This window comes from Rhizobium sp. 01T444 (genome assembly GCF_056398305.1).
Map to the genome: position 1 here is coordinate 1 of NZ_JBFTPD010000058.1, position 19,831 is coordinate 19,831.

16 protein-coding genes and 1 tRNA gene are annotated in these 19,831 nt (G+C 58.6%); 16 read left to right on the forward strand and 1 reads right to left on the reverse strand.

Annotated features, from left to right (window positions below):
• The 13 genes from fusA to rpoC form a co-directional block, all read left to right on the forward strand.
• The coding region (fusA, locus tag AC1DTN_RS36145) for an elongation factor G (RefSeq protein ID WP_477924890.1) at positions 1 to 1,329 on the forward strand (1,329 nt) is incomplete at its 5' end.
• Positions 1,330 to 1,395: 66 nt separating this feature from the next.
• Positions 1,396 to 2,571 carry an elongation factor Tu gene (tuf, locus tag AC1DTN_RS36150; protein WP_113323818.1) on the forward strand — a complete coding sequence of 392 codons (1,176 nt, stop codon included), beginning with the start codon at positions 1,396 to 1,398 and terminating at the stop codon, positions 2,569 to 2,571.
• Positions 2,572 to 2,774: 203 nt separating this feature from the next.
• Positions 2,775 to 2,909 carry a hypothetical protein gene (locus tag AC1DTN_RS36155; protein WP_007817108.1) on the forward strand — a complete coding sequence of 45 codons (135 nt, stop codon included), beginning with the start codon at positions 2,775 to 2,777 and terminating at the stop codon, positions 2,907 to 2,909.
• A gap of 173 nt (positions 2,910 to 3,082) precedes the next feature.
• Positions 3,083 to 3,976 carry an NAD-dependent epimerase/dehydratase family protein gene (locus tag AC1DTN_RS36160; protein ID WP_439014698.1) on the forward strand — a complete coding sequence of 298 codons (894 nt, stop codon included), beginning with the start codon at positions 3,083 to 3,085 and terminating at the stop codon, positions 3,974 to 3,976.
• Between the two features lie 216 nt (positions 3,977 to 4,192).
• Positions 4,193 to 4,268: transfer RNA gene (locus AC1DTN_RS36165), tRNA-Trp, on the forward strand.
• A 193-nt stretch (positions 4,269 to 4,461) separates the two neighbouring features.
• A complete protein-coding gene (gene secE / locus AC1DTN_RS36170; RefSeq protein ID WP_007817110.1) occupies positions 4,462 to 4,662 on the forward strand; it encodes a preprotein translocase subunit SecE in 201 nt (66 codons plus the stop codon).
• 17 nt (positions 4,663 to 4,679) lie between these two features.
• Positions 4,680 to 5,210, forward strand: coding sequence for a transcription termination/antitermination protein NusG (nusG, locus tag AC1DTN_RS36175; protein ID WP_007817111.1), 531 nt, complete (start codon positions 4,680 to 4,682; stop codon positions 5,208 to 5,210).
• Between the two features lie 179 nt (positions 5,211 to 5,389).
• Positions 5,390 to 5,821: a 50S ribosomal protein L11 gene (gene rplK / locus AC1DTN_RS36180; RefSeq protein ID WP_007817112.1), complete on the forward strand. Its 432-nt coding sequence runs from the start codon at positions 5,390 to 5,392 to the stop codon at positions 5,819 to 5,821.
• 4 nt (positions 5,822 to 5,825) lie between these two features.
• Positions 5,826 to 6,530, forward strand: coding sequence for a 50S ribosomal protein L1 (gene rplA / locus AC1DTN_RS36185; RefSeq protein ID WP_113325481.1), 705 nt, complete (start codon positions 5,826 to 5,828; stop codon positions 6,528 to 6,530).
• Positions 6,531 to 6,860: 330 nt separating this feature from the next.
• The gene (gene rplJ, locus AC1DTN_RS36190; RefSeq protein WP_007817115.1) at positions 6,861 to 7,379 is read left to right on the forward strand and encodes a 50S ribosomal protein L10; all 519 of its coding nucleotides are present in this window, start codon (positions 6,861 to 6,863) and stop codon (positions 7,377 to 7,379) included.
• Positions 7,380 to 7,437: 58 nt separating this feature from the next.
• Positions 7,438 to 7,818, forward strand: coding sequence for a 50S ribosomal protein L7/L12 (rplL, locus tag AC1DTN_RS36195; RefSeq protein ID WP_007817117.1), 381 nt, complete (start codon positions 7,438 to 7,440; stop codon positions 7,816 to 7,818).
• 259 nt (positions 7,819 to 8,077) lie between these two features.
• On the forward strand, positions 8,078 to 12,220 hold the full coding sequence (gene rpoB / locus AC1DTN_RS36200) for a DNA-directed RNA polymerase subunit beta (protein ID WP_439014699.1): 4,143 nt from the start codon (positions 8,078 to 8,080) through the stop codon (positions 12,218 to 12,220).
• 190 nt (positions 12,221 to 12,410) lie between these two features.
• Positions 12,411 to 16,622: a DNA-directed RNA polymerase subunit beta' gene (gene rpoC, locus AC1DTN_RS36205; protein WP_113325480.1), complete on the forward strand. Its 4,212-nt coding sequence runs from the start codon at positions 12,411 to 12,413 to the stop codon at positions 16,620 to 16,622.
• 437 nt (positions 16,623 to 17,059) lie between these two features.
• Here rpoC and AC1DTN_RS36210 read toward each other — a convergent pair whose 3' ends face one another.
• Complete coding sequence (locus AC1DTN_RS36210) at positions 17,060 to 17,353, reverse strand: hypothetical protein (RefSeq protein WP_007817126.1); 294 nt, start codon at positions 17,351 to 17,353, stop codon at positions 17,060 to 17,062.
• Positions 17,354 to 17,849: 496 nt separating this feature from the next.
• Here AC1DTN_RS36210 and rpsL point away from each other — a divergent pair, with 496 nt between their 5' ends.
• From rpsL to AC1DTN_RS36225, 3 genes are all read left to right on the forward strand, one after another.
• The gene (gene rpsL, locus AC1DTN_RS36215) at positions 17,850 to 18,221 is read left to right on the forward strand and encodes a 30S ribosomal protein S12 (protein ID WP_003547537.1); all 372 of its coding nucleotides are present in this window, start codon (positions 17,850 to 17,852) and stop codon (positions 18,219 to 18,221) included.
• A gap of 105 nt (positions 18,222 to 18,326) precedes the next feature.
• A complete protein-coding gene (rpsG, locus tag AC1DTN_RS36220; RefSeq protein ID WP_007817128.1) occupies positions 18,327 to 18,797 on the forward strand; it encodes a 30S ribosomal protein S7 in 471 nt (156 codons plus the stop codon).
• 29 nt (positions 18,798 to 18,826) lie between these two features.
• Positions 18,827 to 19,831 (forward strand): GTP-binding protein (locus AC1DTN_RS36225; RefSeq protein WP_477924892.1); only part of this gene is annotated, 1,005 nt, incomplete at its 3' end.

Sequence of the window (19,831 nt, forward strand, 5' to 3'; positions counted from 1 at the left end):
AAGTTCCACCCGATGTTCTGCGGCACCGCCTTCAAGAACAAGGGCGTCCAGCCGCTGCTCGACGCCGTTGTCGATTACCTGCCGTCGCCGCTTGATATTCCGGCGATCAAGGGCATCGACTTCAAGACCGAAGCCGAAATCGAGCGTCATGCAGATGATGCCGAGCCGCTGTCCATGCTCGCATTCAAGATCATGAACGACCCCTTCGTCGGTTCGCTCACCTTCGCACGCATCTACTCCGGCAAGCTGGAAAAGGGCTCGTCGGTCATGAACACGGTCAAGGACAAGCGCGAGCGCGTCGGCCGCATGTTGCAGATGCACTCCAACTCGCGTGAAGACATCGAAGAAGCCTTTGCAGGCGACATCGTTGCTCTCGCAGGTCTCAAGGAAACCACCACGGGTGACACGCTCTGCGACCCGTTGAAGCCGGTTATCCTTGAGCGCATGGAGTTCCCGGAGCCGGTCATCCAGATCGCTATCGAGCCGAAGTCCAAGGGCGACCAGGAAAAGATGGGCCTCGCGCTCAACCGCCTGGCAGCAGAAGATCCGTCCTTCCGCGTGAAGACGGATCAGGAATCCGGTCAGACGATCATTGCCGGCATGGGCGAACTGCATCTCGACATCATCGTCGACCGCATGCGTCGTGAGTTCAAGGTTGAAGCAAACGTCGGCGCGCCGCAGGTTGCTTACCGCGAAACCATCACGCGCCAGCACGAAGAAGACTACACGCACAAGAAGCAGTCCGGTGGTACCGGCCAGTTCGCGCGCGTCAAGATCGTCTTCGAACCGAACCCGGATGGTGAAGACTTCAAGTTCGAATCCAAGATCGTCGGCGGTGCTGTTCCGAAGGAATACATCCCGGGCGTTCAGAAGGGTATCGAAAGCGTTCTGTCTTCTGGCCCGCTGGCAGGCTTCCCGATGCTGGGCGTCAAGGCGACGCTCATCGACGGCGCCTTCCATGACGTCGACTCCTCTGTCCTGGCGTTCGAAATCGCTTCCCGCGCTTGCTTCCGTGAAGCGGCAAAGAAGGCCGGCGCTCAGCTCCTCGAGCCGATGATGAAGGTCGAGGTCGTTACCCCGGAAGATTACGTCGGCGACGTTATCGGCGACCTCAACTCCCGCCGTGGTCAGATCCAGGGTCAGGAAAGCCGCGGTGTAGCCGTTGTCATCAACGCCAACGTCCCGCTGGCCAACATGTTCAAGTACGTCGATAACCTGCGCTCCATGTCGCAGGGTCGTGCTCAGTACACGATGACCTTCGATCATTACTCGCCGGTCCCGTCGAACGTCGCAACCGAAATCCAGGCAAAGTATTCCGGTCAGAAGTGACCGGAATACCAATTGACCGATAACAAGAATTAGCGCCCCTCGGGGCCAAAGAATGGAGAGCCGAAAATGGCAAAGAGTAAGTTTGAGCGCAACAAGCCGCACGTCAACATTGGCACGATCGGCCACGTTGACCACGGCAAGACGTCTCTGACGGCAGCGATCACGAAGTATTTCGGTGAGTTCAAGGCGTATGACCAGATCGACGCTGCCCCGGAAGAAAAGGCACGCGGCATCACCATTTCGACGGCTCACGTCGAGTATGAAACGCCGGCCCGCCACTACGCGCACGTCGACTGCCCCGGCCACGCTGACTATGTCAAGAACATGATCACGGGTGCCGCGCAGATGGACGGCGCGATCCTGGTCTGCTCTGCCGCTGACGGCCCGATGCCGCAGACGCGCGAGCACATCCTGCTCGCCCGCCAGGTTGGCGTTCCGGCAATCGTCGTGTTCCTCAACAAGGTCGACCAGGTTGACGACGCCGAGCTTCTCGAGCTCGTCGAACTGGAAGTGCGCGAACTTCTGTCGTCCTACGACTTCCCGGGCGACGACATTCCGGTCGTCAAGGGTTCGGCGCTTGCTGCTCTTGAAGATTCTGACAAGAAGATCGGTGAAGACGCGATCCGCGAGCTGATGGCTGCAGTTGACGCCTACATCCCGACGCCTGAGCGTCCGATCGACCAGCCGTTCCTGATGCCGATCGAAGACGTGTTCTCGATCTCCGGCCGTGGTACGGTTGTGACCGGCCGCGTCGAGCGTGGTATCGTCAAGGTTGGCGAAGAAGTCGAAATCGTCGGCATTCGTCCGACCTCGAAGACGACGGTGACCGGCGTTGAAATGTTCCGCAAGCTGCTCGATCAGGGCCAGGCTGGCGACAACATCGGCGCTCTGGTTCGCGGTGTGAACCGTGACGGCGTCGAGCGTGGCCAGATCCTGTGCAAGCCGGGCTCTGTCAAGCCGCACAAGAAGTTCAAGGCAGAAGCCTACATCCTGACGAAGGAAGAAGGCGGCCGTCATACGCCGTTCTTCACGAACTACCGTCCGCAGTTCTACTTCCGCACGACGGACGTGACCGGCATCGTGACGCTTCCGGAAGGCACGGAAATGGTTATGCCTGGCGACAACGTGACCGTTGACGTCGAGCTGATCGTTCCGATCGCGATGGAAGAAAAGCTTCGCTTCGCTATCCGCGAAGGCGGCCGCACCGTCGGTGCAGGCATCGTTGCTTCGATCATCGAATAATCGGAATTATCCCCGATTTTAGGAAAAACCCCGCTGGAGACTGCGGGGTTTTTTCGTTTTCCAGCATCCTCAGGCGTTCCTGAGATGTTGTAAAAATATCGTTAAGATGCCCCATAACAGTATTTTGTTCATCTAGCGTTCAGAAAGCGTTTTGCGTTCCGGCATTTTTAGTCCAGACTCCTCATTATAGAGAGGAGAGTAGGATGATTCACAAAGCTACATTCGTTGCGACGATTTTCGCGATGTATGTTTTCACGATGTTTTTCATCGCTGCAATTCCGCAGGAAGTTGTTCAGGCAGCTGGCGTGCAGATAGACGAAGTAAGCGTCGTTAAATGATAGCATGACTGGATCGCCGGATATTCCGGCGGGCCGTAAAAGTAACAGCGCAGGTGCTTCCGGGAGGAAGCTCCTGGCCGAGGTGGGTTTGAACCTGCCCGTGAGACGCTCGCTTGCTCTTCGCGCGGAAGAGTTTATCTATGCCTCCGATTTCATGACGCGGAGGATTTTCCATGAAAAAGCGCATTCTCTTCACTGGCGGTTCGGGCAAGGCGGGACGCCATGCCGTGCCGTGGCTCATCAATGCTGGCTATGATGTGCACAATGTCGATCTCGTGCCACTCGAAAGCCCTAAAGTCACCAATCTCATCGCCGACATCACCGACAGCGGCCAGATGTTCAACGTGCTTTCCATGCACCGGGACTTTCCGGATCTGGAAGCGGGCAAGGGCGTACAGCCTTTCGACGCCGTTGTGCATTTTGCGGCGGTGCCGCGTATCCTGATCAAGCCGGACAACGAGACCTTCCGCATCAACACGATGGGCACCTATAATGTCATCGAGGCTGCAGTGAAGCTCGGTATCCGGAAGGTCATCGTCGCGTCGAGCGAGACGACCTATGGCGTCTGTTTCGCCGAAGGCCATCGCGACTTCCACCAGTTTCCGCTGGATGAGGACTATGATGTCAATCCGATGGATTCCTACGGCCTCTCGAAGGTCCTGAACGAGAAGACGGCGCGCGCTTTTGCCGAGCGCTCAGGCTTCGATATTTACGCGCTGCGCATCGGCAACGTCATCGAGCCGCATGAATACGAGAAATTTCCGACCTATTTCGCCAATCCGGAAATGCGCAAGCGCATCGCCTGGAGTTATATTGACGCGCGCGACCTCGGCCAAATCGTCCATCGCTGCATTGAGAAGGACGGATTGGGCTTCCAGGTCTTTAATGCCGCCAACGACACGGTTTCGGCCAATACCCCGTCGAGAGAGCTCGCCAAACGATTCTTCCCGAATGTGCCCTTCACCCGTGAGATCGGCGAATATGAGGGCCTGCTTTCCAACCGGAAGATTCGCGAGGTGCTCGGCTTTAAGGAAGAGCACGACTGGCGCAAATATGTAAAAGTCTGAGATTCCGGTCAGAAAACTCTTGCGGGGTCGGGCGCATTCAATTTCGCGTCCGGCCGCCAGATACGTTGCTGTCGGCCACTTCTTCCGGTCGCCTGCGGAGAATGGTTCTGAAAATCAAAAATCGCTCTTGCATATCCCGAGCCGCCGTTTTAAAGGGAGCGCCATGCTTTCACCGGCTGATGATCTCAAGGTCAACAGGCTGAATGCAAAGCGTAAAGGGGTATAGCTCAGTTGGTAGAGCGGCGGTCTCCAAAACCGCAGGTCGTAAGTTCGAGCCTTACTGCCCCTGCCATTTTTCCTTGAACGGACAGCGCGGACGTGAACGCAGCGTTCCGGCGAGGATTGGGCATATGGCGACAAATTTCGTTAAACATCGGTTTCCCTCTTGTGTATTCGGAAATCGATGTTTATTTAGGGTTCAACAGACACGCGGTGCGTGGGGCTGATAGTTTCAGCTTTACGCGCCGTAATTGCGTGGGCAGTCGATGGCATCCAAATCCAATCCATTCGCGTTTCTGCAGCAGGTCCGCACGGAGACGTCTAAAGTTACTTGGCCGTCGCGCCGCGAGACAATGATCTCGACGGTCATGGTGCTGTTTATGGTTGTTTTTGCTGCGCTGTTTTTCTTTGCCGCCGACCAGCTCATTGGCTGGGCCCTGAGCTTTGTGCTCAATACCGGCAACTGATACGAGTGGAGATGAAAATGGCGGCACGTTGGTACATCGTCCACGCATATTCTAATTTTGAAAAGAAGGTGGCTGAGGACATCGAGAACAAGGCTCGCCAGAAGGGGCTTGAGCACCTGTTCGAGAAGATCCTCGTGCCGACCGAAAAGGTGGTGGAAGTGCGCCGCGGCCGCAAGGTCGATTCCGAGCGCAAGTTCTTCCCGGGCTATGTCATGGTTCGTGCGAACCTGACGGATGAGGCCTATCACCTGATCAAGAATACGCCGAAGGTCACGGGCTTCCTTGGCTCGGACAATAAGCCCGTTCCGATTCCGGATTCTGAGGCTGAGCGCATTCTCGGTCAGGTTCAGGAAGGTGTCGAGCGGCCGAAGGCTTCCGTTACCTTTGAAATCGGCGAGCAGGTTCGCGTTTCCGATGGTCCGTTCGCTTCGTTTAACGGCACGGTTCAGGATGTGGACGAAGAGCGTTCGCGCCTGAAAGTGGAAGTGTCGATCTTTGGTCGCGCTACGCCGGTCGAGCTGGAATACGCTCAGGTCGAGAAGGTCTGATTTTCGAGATCGAGGCTCGGTCACTTGTGACCGTTCTTCGGGCGGCGAAAGCCGCATCGCGTGGAAGGTGAGGGGTCTTAAGCCAGGTCCTAACGATCCGCACCACGCAACCGCAGCCGCCGGAGTGATCCGGCATCAAGGGCCGGGAAACCGGTCATCAGTGAAAGGCAGAGAGATATATGGCTAAGAAAGTTGCAGGCCAGCTCAAGCTGCAGGTCAAGGCAGGATCGGCAAACCCGTCCCCGCCGATCGGCCCGGCGCTTGGTCAGCGTGGCATTAACATCATGGAATTCTGCAAGTCGTTCAACGCGGCTACGCAGGAAATGGAAAAGGGTATGCCGATCCCGGTCGTCATCACCTATTACCAGGACAAGTCCTTCACCTTCGCCATGAAGCAGCCTCCGGTCAGCTACTGGCTGAAGAAGGAAGCGAAGATCCAGTCCGGTTCCAAGACCCCGGGCAAGGGCGCAAAGGCCGGTACCCTCACCAAGGCTCAGATCAAGACGATCGCCGAAGCCAAGATGAAGGATCTGAACGCAGCGGATATCGAAGGTGCAATGGCGATGATCGAGGGCTCTGCCCGCGCCATGGGCCTGGAAGTGGTGGGTTAAGACCATGGCAGGCAAGCGCACTCAGAAGATCAACGAAGGTGTTGATCCGACCAAGCTCTACGCTCTGACGACCGCCATCGGCATGGTCAAGGAACGTGCTGTCGCAAAGTTCGATGAAACCATCGAAGTTTCGATGAACCTCGGCGTCGACCCGCGTCACGCAGACCAGATGGTCCGCGGCGTTGTCAACCTGCCGAACGGCACCGGCCGTACGGTTCGCGTTGCTGTTTTCGCTCGTGGCGTCAAGGCTGATGAAGCCAAGGCTGCCGGCGCAGATATCGTTGGCGCGGAAGAGCTCGTTGAAATCGTTCAGGGCGGCAAGATCGACTTCGATCGCTGCATCGCCACCCCGGATATGATGCCGCTCGTCGGCCGCCTCGGTAAGGTTCTCGGCCCGCGTGGCATGATGCCGAACCCGAAGGTCGGCACGGTTACGATGGATGTCGCTGGTGCCGTCAAGGCTTCCAAGGGCGGCGCTGTCGAGTTCCGCGTCGAGAAGGCTGGTATCGTTCACGCCGGCATCGGCAAGGCATCCTTCGATGCCAAGGCTCTGGAAGAAAACATCCGTGCCTTCGCTGACGCCGTCATCAAGGCAAAGCCGGCTGGCGCCAAGGGCAACTACGTCAAGCGCGTAGCCCTCTCCTCGACCATGGGTCCGGGCGTCAAGATCGAAGTCGGCTCGGTCACCGCAGCGGTTACTGCTGCTTAAGTTTCATCGGGCTTCGGCCCGATTGTAAAGAATTCCGGCCTCGCAAGAGGCCGGAATATTCCGGAGAAATCCGGAATCCTGTCCGAGATTGCAGGTGGTTTTCCCTTAATCACTGTTGCCTGCATGAGACGGGTAAGACCCGAATTGCATGAAGTTCTGCTTCTAGGAAATCGGTTCGAGCCTTGGATGCCTTGTGCCTCCTTTGCCTTAATTGGCGCGGAGCGCGAGGGGACAGGATCCTCAAGCGTCGCTTGGGATCGCTTCTGATCCCAGGAGGCAAAGGCAACCCGGTGGGTCCGTTCAAGCGGTCCCATCAACTGGAGATAGGCAGTGGAAAGAGCGGAAAAACGCGAATTCGTCACGGAACTGAACGATGTCTTCAAGGCATCCGGCTCGGTTGTCGTGGCCCACTATGCTGGTGCTACAGTCGCACAGATGAACGATTTTCGTTCGAAGATGCGCGCTGCTGGCGGCACCATCAAAGTCGCGAAGAACCGCCTGGCCAAAATTGCCCTTCAGGGTACGGAAGCGGAAGGGATCGCCGATCTCTTCAAAGGTCAGACCCTCATTGCTTACAGCAATGATCCGATCACCGCTCCGAAGGTCGTCATGGATTTCGCCAAGACCAACGACAAGATCGTTGTCCTCGGCGGCGCCATGGGAACAACCACGCTCAATGCTGAAGCTGTCAAGTCGCTTGCGACCCTGCCTTCGCTCGATGAGCTGCGTGCGAAGCTGCTGGGCATGATCCAGACGCCGGCTACCCGCATCGCTGGGGTTGTTGCAGCACCGGCAAGCCAGCTTGCCCGCGTGTTTGCGGCCTACGCCAAGAAGGACGAAGCCGCTTAAGGCGGTTTTTCGCTGTTTATAATCAACCGGTTCGAACCGAACAAAAGGAACTAGTAAAATGGCTGATCTCGCAAAGATCGTTGACGACCTCTCCTCGCTGACCGTCCTGGAAGCCGCTGAGCTGTCGAAGCTTCTCGAAGAAAAGTGGGGCGTTTCCGCTGCTGCTCCGGTAGCTGTTGCTGCCGCTGCTGGCGGTGCAGGTGCTGCTGCTGTCGTTGAAGAAGAAAAGACCGAGTTCGACGTCATCCTCACGGATGCCGGCGCCAACAAGATCAACGTCATCAAGGAAGTCCGCGCCATCACCGGCCTGGGCCTCAAGGAAGCCAAGGACCTTGTCGAAGCCGCTCCGAAGGCTGTCAAGGAAGGCGTTAACAAGGCTGAAGCCGCTGACATCAAGAAGAAGCTTGAAGACGCTGGCGCAAAGGCCGACGTCAAGTAATCTTGAACGTCTTTTGGGAGACGGTATTTACCGTCTCCCATTTGCCGTTTTTTTGAACGAATTACCCAAAAGCCGCGTGAAAACGGCTTTTGGGTAATGGGTTCTTCAAGAGCATGGTCTCGAACCGAGGCGCCAAGGCAATCCGGCCTGGCTGTTTCGGGAGGTGGGACGAGGTTGAACTATCCATTGGTTGACGGGATCGACTGGCCATCGGTTCCCGTCCGTTGCAGGCCCGGATGCAATTTTTGAAGGAGCGACGATGGCTCAGACCCTTACGTTCAATGGTCGCAGGCGCGTACGCAAGTTTTTTGGTAAAATCCCCGAAGTCGCAGAAATGCCGAACCTCATCGAGGTTCAGAAGGCATCCTACGACCAGTTTCTGATGGTTGAAGAGCCCAAGGGCGGTCGTCCCGACGAAGGCCTTCAGGCCGTCTTCAAGTCCGTTTTCCCGATCACCGACTTCTCCGGCGCCTCCATGCTGGAGTTCGTGTCCTATGAATTCGAACCGCCGAAGTTCGACGTCGACGAATGCCGCCAGCGCGACCTGACCTACGCCGCGCCGCTGAAGGTTACTCTCCGTCTCATCGTGTTCGATATCGACGAGGATACCGGCGCGAAGTCGATCAAGGACATCAAGGAACAGTCCGTCTACATGGGCGACATGCCGCTCATGACGAATAACGGTACGTTCATCGTCAACGGCACCGAGCGCGTGATCGTGTCCCAGATGCACCGTTCGCCGGGCGTCTTCTTCGACCACGACAAGGGCAAGAGCCATTCTTCCGGCAAGCTGCTCTTTGCTGCGCGCGTGATCCCGTATCGCGGCTCCTGGCTCGATATCGAATTCGACGCCAAGGACATCGTCTATGCCCGTATCGACCGCCGCCGCAAGATTCCGGTGACGTCGCTGCTGATGGCCCTCGGCATGGACGGCGAGGAAATCCTTGACACCTTCTACACGAAGTCGCTCTACAAGCGCGACGGCGAAGGCTGGCGCATTCCCTTCAAGCCGGAAACGCTGAAGGGTGCAAAGGCGATCACCGAGATGGTCGACGCCGATACCGGCGAAGTCGTTGTCGAAGCTGGCAAGAAGCTCACGCCACGCCTGCTTCGCACGCTCTCCGACAAGGGCCTGAAGGCACTCAAGGCGACGGACGACGATCTGTACGGCAACTACCTCGCCGAAGACATCGTCAACTACTCGACGGGTGAGATCTATCTCGAAGCCGGCGACGAAATCGACGAGAAGACGCTCGGCGTCATCCTCGCCAACCATTTCGACGAGATCCCGGTTCTCGGCATCGATCACATCAATGTCGGCGCCTACATCCGCAACACGCTGACCGCAGACAAGAACGAGAACCGTCAGGACGCTCTGTTTGACATTTACCGCGTCATGCGTCCGGGTGAACCGCCGACGATGGATTCGGCCGAAGCCATGTTCAACTCGCTGTTCTTCGATGCGGAGCGTTACGACCTCTCCGCCGTCGGCCGCGTGAAGATGAACATGCGTCTTGACCTCAGCGTCGAAGACACCGTCCGCATCCTGCGCAAGGACGACATCCTGGCCGTGGTCAAGATGCTTGTCGAACTGCGCGACGGCAAGGGCGAGATCGACGACATCGACAACCTTGGCAACCGCCGCGTCCGCTCGGTTGGCGAGCTGATGGAGAACCAGTACCGTCTCGGCCTGCTTCGCATGGAGCGCGCGATCAAGGAACGCATGTCCTCGATCGAAATCGACACGGTCATGCCGCAGGACCTGATCAACGCCAAGCCGGCTGCTGCAGCCGTCCGCGAATTCTTCGGTTCCTCGCAGCTCTCGCAGTTCATGGACCAGGTGAACCCGCTCTCGGAAATCACCCACAAGCGCCGTCTCTCGGCTCTTGGCCCGGGTGGTCTGACCCGCGAGCGCGCCGGCTTCGAAGTCCGCGACGTTCATCCGACGCACTACGGCCGTATTTGCCCGATCGAAACGCCGGAAGGCCCGAACATCGGTCTGATCAACTCGCTGGCGACCTTTGCGCGCGTCAACAAGTACGGTTTCATCGAAAGCCCGTACCGTCGTATCGTCGATGGCAAGGTCACGACTGACGTACTATACCTTTCCGCCATGGAAGAGGCGAAGTACTATGTTGCCCAGGCCAACGCCGAACTGACGTCGGACGGTTCCTTCGTCGATGAATTCGTCGTCTGCCGTCACGCCGGCGAAGTTATGCTCGCCCCGCGCGACAGCATGAACCTGATGGACGTTTCGCCGAAGCAGGTCGTTTCGGTCGCAGCCGCTCTCATCCCGTTCCTGGAAAACGACGACGCCAACCGCGCTCTCATGGGCTCGAACATGCAGCGTCAGGCCGTTCCGCTTCTGCGCGCTGAAGCGCCGTTCGTCGGTACCGGCATGGAGCCGGTCGTCGCCCGCGACTCCGGCGCCGCCATCGGCGCGCGCCGCGGCGGTGTGGTCGACCAGGTCGATGCGACGCGTATCGTTATCCGCGCCACGGAAGACCTCGAAGCCGGCAAGTCCGGCGTCGATATCTACCGCCTGCAGAAGTTCCAGCGTTCGAACCAGAACACCTGCGTCAACCAGCGTCCGCTGGTCACCGTCGGTGACGAGGTCAACCGCGGCGACATCCTCGCCGACGGCCCGTCGACCGATCTCGGCGACCTGGCTCTCGGCCGCAACGCGCTCGTCGCGTTCATGCCCTGGAACGGCTACAACTACGAAGACTCGATCCTGCTCTCCGAGCGCATCGTTGCCGACGACGTGTTCACCTCCATCCACATCGAAGAATTCGAAGTGATGGCGCGCGACACCAAGCTTGGTCCTGAGGAAATCACCCGCGACATTCCGAACGTTTCGGAAGAAGCGCTGAAGAACCTCGACGAAGCCGGCATCGTCTATATCGGCGCCGAAGTTCAGCCAGGCGATATCCTGGTCGGCAAGATCACGCCGAAGGGCGAAAGCCCGATGACGCCGGAAGAAAAGCTCCTGCGCGCCATCTTCGGTGAAAAGGCATCCGACGTCCGCGATACGTCCATGCGCATGCCGCCCGGCACCTACGGCACGATCGTCGAAGTGCGCGTCTTCAACCGCCACGGCGTTGAAAAGGACGAGCGCGCGATGGCTATCGAGCGCGAAGAGATCGAGCGTCTGGCAAAGGACCGCGACGACGAGCAGGCGATCCTCGACCGTAACGTCTACGGCCGTCTGATCGACATGCTGCGCGGCCAGTCCTCCATTGCAGGCCCGAAGGGCTTCAAGAAGGGCACCGAGCTGTCGAATGCCGTCGTTTCCGAATATCCCCGCTCGCAGTGGTGGATGTTCGCCGTCGAAGACGAAAAGGTCCAGAGCGAGCTCGAAGCACTCCGCGGCCAGTACGACGAATCCAAGTCGCGCCTTGAACAGCGCTTCATGGACAAGGTCGAAAAGGTCCAGCGCGGCGACGAAATGCCTCCGGGCGTCATGAAGATGGTCAAGGTCTTCGTCGCTGTTAAGCGCAAGATCCAGCCGGGCGACAAGATGGCCGGCCGTCACGGCAACAAGGGTGTCGTGTCGCGCATCGTGCCGGTCGAAGACATGCCGTTCCTGGAAGACGGTACGCATGTGGACGTCGTTCTGAACCCGCTCGGCGTGCCCTCGCGCATGAACGTCGGCCAGATCCTTGAGACGCACCTTGGCTGGGCTTGCGCCGGCATGGGTCGTCAGATCGGCGATATGCTGGAGGCCTACAAGGCCAACGGCAACATCGAACCGCTGCGCAAGACGATCGGCGACGTTGTCGGTGACGGTCCGAAGGCCGAACAGGTCAAGGATTTCGACGATGACTCGGTCCTGCGTCTGGCCGATCAGTGGAAGCGTGGCGTCTCCATCGCGACCCCGGTCTTCGACGGTGCGAACGAAGAGAACGTCAATGAGATGCTGCGCCTTGCAGGTCTCAAGGACACAGGTCAGTCGACGCTGTACGACGGTCGTACCGGCGAGCAGTTCGACCGCCAGGTCACGGTTGGCTACATCTACATGCTGAAGCTCAACCACCTGGTCGACGACAAGATCCACGCTCGTTCGATCGGCCCGTACTCGCTCGTTACCCAGCAGCCGCTGGGCGGCAAGGCGCAGTTCGGCGGTCAGCGCTTCGGCGAAATGGAAGTCTGGGCGCTCGAAGCTTACGGCGCAGCCTACACGCTGCAGGAAATGCTGACGGTGAAGTCGGACGACGTTGCCGGCCGCACCAAGGTCTACGAAGCGATCGTCCGTGGCGACGACACATTCGAGGCCGGCATTCCGGAAAGCTTCAACGTTCTCGTCAAGGAAATGCGCTCGCTGGGTCTCTCGGTCGAGCTCGAAAATTCCAAGGTCGAGGACCTGCAGGCTGCAGGCCAGCTGCCGGACGCAGCCGAGTAACCACTTGATAGGGTGTGCGCTCTTCAAAAGAGCGCACACGGTTCCCGCCGAGGCCCCTTAACGTGTTGGCCGGGCAGGGACGCTTTCGCCGCATTCTGCGGTTATTGTCGTTTAAGCGCTGGCGCGGCTCCCGGGAATTTGCCGCCAACCTCGCAAGCTAAGGGCGCTTTCGCCCATGAAGGAGACAGGCATGAACCAAGAGGTCATGAATCTTTTCAATCCGCAGGTGCCTGCACAGAACTTCGATTCCATCCGGATTTCGATCGCCTCTCCGGAGAAGATTCTTTCCTGGTCCTACGGCGAGATCAAGAAGCCGGAAACCATCAACTACCGTACGTTCAAGCCGGAACGCGACGGTCTCTTCTGCGCGCGCATCTTCGGACCGATCAAGGACTACGAGTGCCTGTGCGGCAAGTACAAGCGCATGAAGTACAAGGGCATCATCTGCGAAAAGTGCGGCGTCGAAGTCACGCTGTCGCGCGTTCGCCGTGAGCGCATGGGCCATATCGAGCTCGCCGCTCCCGTTGCCCACATCTGGTTCCTGAAGTCGCTGCCGAGCCGCATCTCCACGCTGCTCGACATGACGCTGAAGGATGTTGAGCGCGTCCTCTACTTCGAAAACTACATCGTGACCGAGCCGGGTCTGACCGCACTCAAGGAGCACCAGCTCCTGTCCGAAGAAGAGTACATGCTTGCCGTCGACGAATACGGTGAAGACCAGTTCACGGCCATGATCGGTGCCGAAGCCATCTATGAGATGCTGGCATCGATGAACCTTGAGAAGATCGCTGGCGACCTGCGCTCCGAGCTTGCCGACACCACGTCGGATCTCAAGCAGAAGAAGCTGATGAAGCGCCTGAAGATCGTCGAGAACTTCATGGAATCCGGCAACCGTCCGGAATGGATGATCATGAAGGTCGTTCCGGTCATCCCGCCGGACCTGCGCCCGCTGGTTCCTCTGGACGGTGGTCGTTTCGCGACGTCTGACCTCAACGATCTGTATCGTCGCGTCATCAACCGTAACAACCGTCTGAAGCGCCTGATCGAACTGCGCGCTCCGGGCATCATCATCCGTAACGAAAAGCGCATGCTGCAGGAATCTGTCGATGCGCTCTTCGATAACGGCCGTCGCGGCCGCGTCATCACCGGCGCCAACAAGCGTCCGCTGAAGTCGCTGTCCGACATGCTCAAGGGCAAGCAGGGCCGCTTCCGTCAGAACCTGCTCGGCAAGCGCGTCGACTATTCCGGCCGTTCGGTCATCGTGACCGGTCCGGAACTGAAGCTGCATCAGTGCGGTCTTCCGAAGAAGATGGCGCTCGAGCTCTTCAAGCCGTTCATCTACGCCCGCCTCGACGCGAAAGGTTATTCTTCGACCGTCAAGCAGGCCAAGAAGCTCGTCGAAAAGGAAAAGCCGGAAGTCTGGGATATCCTCGACGAGGTCATCCGCGAGCATCCGGTTCTGCTGAACCGCGCACCGACGCTGCACCGCCTGGGCATCCAGGCCTTCGAACCCACCCTGGTCGAAGGCAAGGCCATCCAGCTGCACCCGCTCGTCTGCACGGCCTTCAACGCCGACTTCGATGGTGACCAGATGGCTGTTCACGTGCCGCTGTCGCTCGAAGCCCAGCTCGAAGCTCGCGTTCTGATGATGTCGACGAACAACATCCTGCACCCGGCAAACGGTGCACCGATCATCGTTCCGTCGCAGGACATGGTTCTCGGCCTGTACTACCTGTCGATCATGAACCAGAACGAGCCGGGCGAAGGCATGGCCTTCTCCGATCTCGGCGAGCTGCACCACGCCCTCGAAACCAAGGTCGTGACGCTGCACACCAAGATCCGCGGCCGCTTCAAGTCTATCGGCGAGGACGGCAAGCCCTACTCGAAGATCTATGAAACGACGCCGGGCCGCCTGCTCATCGGTGAACTCCTGCCGAAGAACGGCAAGGTGACCTTCGATATCTGCAACCAGGAAATGACCAAGAAGAACATCTCCAGGATGATCGACGCGGTCTACCGTCATTGCGGCCAGAAGGACACGGTCATCTTCTGTGACCGCATCATGCAGCTCGGCTTCAGCCATGCCTGCCGCGCCGGCATTTCGTTCGGCAAGGACGACATGGTCATCCCGGACACCAAGGCCAAGATCGTCAACGACACCGAAAACCTGGTGAAGGAATACGAACAGCAGTACAACGACGGTCTCATCACCCAGGGCGAAAAGTACAACAAGGTTGTCGACGCCTGGGGTAAGGCTACCGAAAAGGTCGCCGAAGAGATGATGGCCCGCATTAAGGCTGTCGAGTTCGATCCGGCGACTGGTCGTCAGAAGCCGATGAACTCGATCTACATGATGTCCCACTCGGGCGCTCGTGGTTCTCCGAACCAGATGCGTCAGCTGGGCGGCATGCGCGGCCTCATGGCCAAGCCGTCGGGTGAAATCATCGAGACGCCGATCATCTCGAACTTCAAGGAAGGCCTGACCGTCAACGAGTACTTCAACTCGACGCACGGTGCCCGTAAGGGTCTGGCAGACACCGCCTTGAAGACCGCAAACTCCGGTTACCTGACCCGCCGTCTCGTCGACGTCGCGCAGGATTGCATCGTCACTCACGTCGATTGCGGTACCGAAACCGGCCTCACCATGACCGCCATCGTCGATGCCGGTCAGGTCGTTGCCTCGATCGGTGTCCGTATCCTCGGCCGTACGGCCCTCGACAACATCGACCATCCGGTGACCGGCGAGCGTATCGTCGATGCTGGCAAGATGATCCTTGAGCCCGACGTCGTCGAGATCGAGAAGGCCGGTATCCAGTCGATCCGTATTCGTTCGGCGCTGACCTGCGAAATCCAGACGGGCGTCTGCTCGGTCTGCTACGGCCGAGACCTTGCTCGCGGTACGCCTGTTAACATGGGCGAAGCCGTCGGCGTCATCGCCGCCCAGTCGATCGGCGAGCCGGGCACGCAGCTTACCATGCGTACGTTCCACCTTGGTGGCACGGCAACCGTGGTCGACCAGTCGTTCCTGGAAGCCTCGTATGAAGGTACGGTGCAGATCAAGAACCGCAACATCCTGCGCAACTCCGATGGCAACCTCGTTGCCATGGGCCGTAACATGACCGTCCAGATCCTGGACGAGCGTGGCGTGGAGCGTTCCTCGCAGCGTGTTGCCTACGGTTCGAAGCTGCATGTCGATGAAGGCGACAAGGTCAAGCGCGGTCAGCGTCTGGCGGAGTGGGATCCCTACACCCGTCCGATGATGACGGAAGTAGCCGGTACGGTTCAGTTCGAAGATGTCGTCGACGGCCTCTCCGTTCTCGAAGCGACCGACGAATCCACGGGCATCACCAAGCGTCAGGTTATCGACTGGCGTTCGACCCCGCGCGGTTCGGACCTGAAGCCTGCCATCGTCATCAAGGACGCAAGCGGCAATGTCGCGAAGCTCTCCCGTGGCGGCGAAGCCCGCTTCCTGCTTTCGGTCGACGCGATCCTGTCGGTCGAGCCGGGCACGAAGGTCTCCCAGGGTGACGTTCTTGCCCGTTCGCCGCTGGAAAGCGCCAAGACCAAGGACATCACCGGTGGTCTGCCGCGCGTCGCAGAATTGTTCGAAGCCCGTCGTCCGAAGGACCACGCCATCATCGCAGAGATCGATGGTACGATCCGCCTCGGCCGCGATTACAAGAACAAGCGCCGCGTCATCATCGAGCCGGCGGAAGACGGTGTCGAGCCGGTCGAATACCTGATCCCGAAGGGCAAGCCCTTCCACCTTCAGGAAGGCGACTATATCGAAAAGGGTGACTACATCCTCGACGGTAACCCGGCTCCGCACGACATCCTGGCGATCAAGGGCGTGGAGGCTCTGGCTTCCTACCTCGTCAACGAAATCCAGGAAGTCTATCGTCTGCAGGGCGTTGTCATCAACGACAAGCACATCGAAGTGATTGTCCGTCAGATGCTGCAGAAGGTGGAAATCACCGATGCAGGCGACTCGACCTATATCGTCGGCGACAATGTCGACCGTATCGAGCTGGAAGACGTCAACGACCACCTCATCGAGGAAGGCAAGAGGCCTGCCAGCGGTGATCCGGTTCTGCTCGGCATCACCAAGGCATCGCTGCAGACGCCGTCCTTCATCTCGGCCGCTTCCTTCCAGGAAACGACCAAGGTGCTGACGGAAGCTGCGATCGCCGGCAAGACCGACGGCCTGCAGGGTCTGAAGGAAAATGTCATCGTCGGCCGCCTGATCCCGGCGGGTACCGGTGGCACCATGACCCAGATCCGCCGCATTGCGACGGCTCGCGACGACCTGATCCTGGAAGAGCGCCGCAAGGGCTCCGGGGCAGGGGCCGCAACGCCGATGCTGCAGGACCTGGCGAACGAAAGCGCTCCTGCTGCCGAGTAATCGCCAGTTCGAGACATCCAGAATCCAAAACCGCCCGGAGAAATCCGGGCGGTTTTTCTTTGTCTGGAAGGTGGCTGGGAGATCGTTGTCGCGCTGTTGTTCCGATGGCGGCAGACCGCAAGGCCCAAAGCAAACGGCGATGCCTGCATTCATCCTGCGTTACTCAACCGGTTGCGCCGGTAAACGAAGCCGCCGGCCGCCTCGAACGGAGACCGGTATCGAAGGGTCGGCGGACGTTACGCGAACGCAGACGAGCTGCCACTGCGGTGTGCAGTTTGATCTGCGCAAAAGGTGGATGTGGAACTCGCTGAGGCCACTGGCGACGCTATCGCGTGAACCCAGGCTCGCTGCCCTCGTGATATCGGCAAAATGAAAAAGGTGAGGGGAGGAGGACGCAGCCTGCACCGGCGCGCAGGCGCTATTCTTTATATATAGGCTTAGCTAAAGCGGATGATCGAGACTTCGCCGTCCAGGGCACCCTGATAGGCAGAGGCATGCGGCTCATCGGAGGGTACTTCGGTCAACATGCCGATCTGGTCGAGATCGGCTTCGATGAAGCCTTCCTCGGCAAGGGCGTTTAATGCTTCGCGCACGGCGCTATCGTCATCGGCGGCCTTCAGCATGACGTGCAGGTCAACGCCCTCGCTCGTGTCGGATTCATAGCCCTTGCCGATGATGATGAAGATCATCGGTCCGTCGAAATTGTTGTCGTTGTCCGGTGTCCCGATCATCTTCTTGTCCTTCGGCTCTCTGAGAATCGCAATATGCAGATCCCATATAAGGGCTTCATGTCTGCAAATACCGATTCCTATCTGTTTTTGCTGCAATGCCCAAGTTTATCTTGCCGGGTATCTTTAACCGGCTTAAAGAGCCTGTAAACAGCCTGTTCACAGGGGTTTTCATGCCGTCGGCGCGGAGATTATTTCTTAACCGGCCTTGACGAACAGGGTGGAAACCAGTAGTACGCCCGCCATCAGATCCAATGTGAGGTTTGGCTGTTTGGGACGACGCGTCCTGAAGATCGCCTCAAACAAGGTTCTATACGCACGTTGAAGTCATGATGCTGCACGCATGACGCATCTTTTTTGCGTCCTCTGCTCTATGTGGTCCATCTGCGGAAGCGGATCGGGCCATATTTTGCGCATTGAGGGAAATATGTGTGGCAATGCCGGAAACGGCGAAGTTCGAGCCCGCAAGGGTACTGAGACAAACGTAAGGGATGGTTGAATGCCTACCGTAAACCAGCTGATCCGCAAGCCTCGCCAGGCGAACGTAAAGCGTAATAAGGTTCCCGCTCTCCAGGAGAACCCGCAGAAGCGCGGCGTTTGCACCCGCGTCTACACTACGACGCCGAAGAAGCCGAACTCGGCTCTGCGTAAGGTCGCAAAGATCCGCCTCACCAACGGCTTCGAAGTCATTGGTTACATCCCCGGTGAAGGCCACAACCTTCAGGAACACTCTGTCGTCATGATCCGTGGCGGCCGCGTAAAGGACCTTCCGGGTGTCCGTTACCACATCATCCGCGGCGTTCTCGATACCCAGGGTGTCAAGAACCGCAAGCAGCGCCGTTCCAAGTACGGTGCGAAGCGTCCGAAGTAATTTCGCCCCGGGCGATACCGTCCGGAAAGGCTTGAAGTGAAATCCCGGCGCTGCGCGAAGTCCTCCGCGTGGTAGAGCGCCTTAACAGTTAAAGAGACGAGAAGTATGTCCAGACGCCACAAAGCAGAAAAGCGCGAGATCAATCCGGACCCGAAGTTCGGTGACCTCGTTGTCACGAAGTTCATGAACGCCATCATGCTCGACGGCAAGAAGTCCGTCGCTGAAAGCATCGTATACGGCGCGTTTGACTCCGTGCAGGGCAAGTCGAAGCAGGAGCCGCTCACGGTTTTCCATTCCGCGCTCGACAATATCGCTCCGCACGTTGAAGTCCGTTCGCGCCGCGTCGGTGGTGCGACCTATCAGGTTCCGGTCGATGTTCGTCCGGAGCGCCGTCAGGCTCTTGCCATTCGCTGGCTGATCGCTGCCGCTCGCAAGCGCAACGAAACCACCATGATCGATCGTCTTTCGGGCGAACTTCTCGACGCATCCAACAACCGCGGTTCTGCAGTCAAGAAGCGCGAAGACACGCACAAGATGGCTGATGCCAACCGCGCGTTCTCGCATTATCGCTGGTAATCCCGAACGATATCGAAAGGCAGTCCATTATGGCTCGCGAATATAAGATCGAAGACTACCGCAATTTCGGTATCATGGCGCATATCGACGCCGGCAAGACCACGACCACCGAGCGTATCCTTTATTACACCGGCAAGTCGCACAAGATCGGCGAAGTCCACGATGGCGCAGCCACGATGGACTGGATGGAGCAGGAGCAGGAGCGTGGCATCACGATCACCTCCGCTGCCACCACGACCTACTGGAAGGGCCGTGACGGCAAAATGCGCCGTTTCAACATCATCGACACCCCCGGCCACGTCGACTTCACCATTGAAGTCGAGCGTTCGCTTCGCGTTCTCGACGGCGCCATCGCGCTGCTCGATGCCAACGCCGGTGTCGAGCCGCAGACGGAAACCGTCTGGCGTCAGGCTGAGAAGTACAACGTTCCGCGCATGATCTTCTGCAACAAGATGGACAAGACCGGCGCGGACTTCTACCGCTCGGTCGAGATGATCAAGACCCGTCTGGGTGCGATCGCTGTCGTCATGCAGCTGCCGATCGGCGCTGAAAGCGACTTCAAGGGCGTAATCGACCTCGTCGAGATGAACGCTCTCATCTGGCGCGACGAATCCCTCGGCGCTCAGTGGGATGTCGTTGAAATTCCGAACGACATGAAGGCCAAGGCTGAAGAATATCGCGAAAAGCTGATCGAGACCGTTGTCGAGATCGACGAAGCCGCGATGGAAGCCTACCTCGAAGGCAACATGCCCGACAACGACAAGATCCGCGAACTCGTTCGTCGCGGCACGATCGACGTCAAGTTCCACCCGATGTTCTGCGGCACCGCCTTCAAGAACAAGGGCGTCCAGCCGCTGCTCGACGCCGTTGTCGATTACCTGCCGTCGCCGCTTGATATTCCGGCGATCAAGGGCATCGACTTCAAGACCGAAGCCGAAATCGAGCGTCATGCAGATGATGCCGAGCCGCTGTCCATGCTCGCATTCAAGATCATGAACGACCCCTTCGTCGGTTCGCTCACCTTCGCACGCATC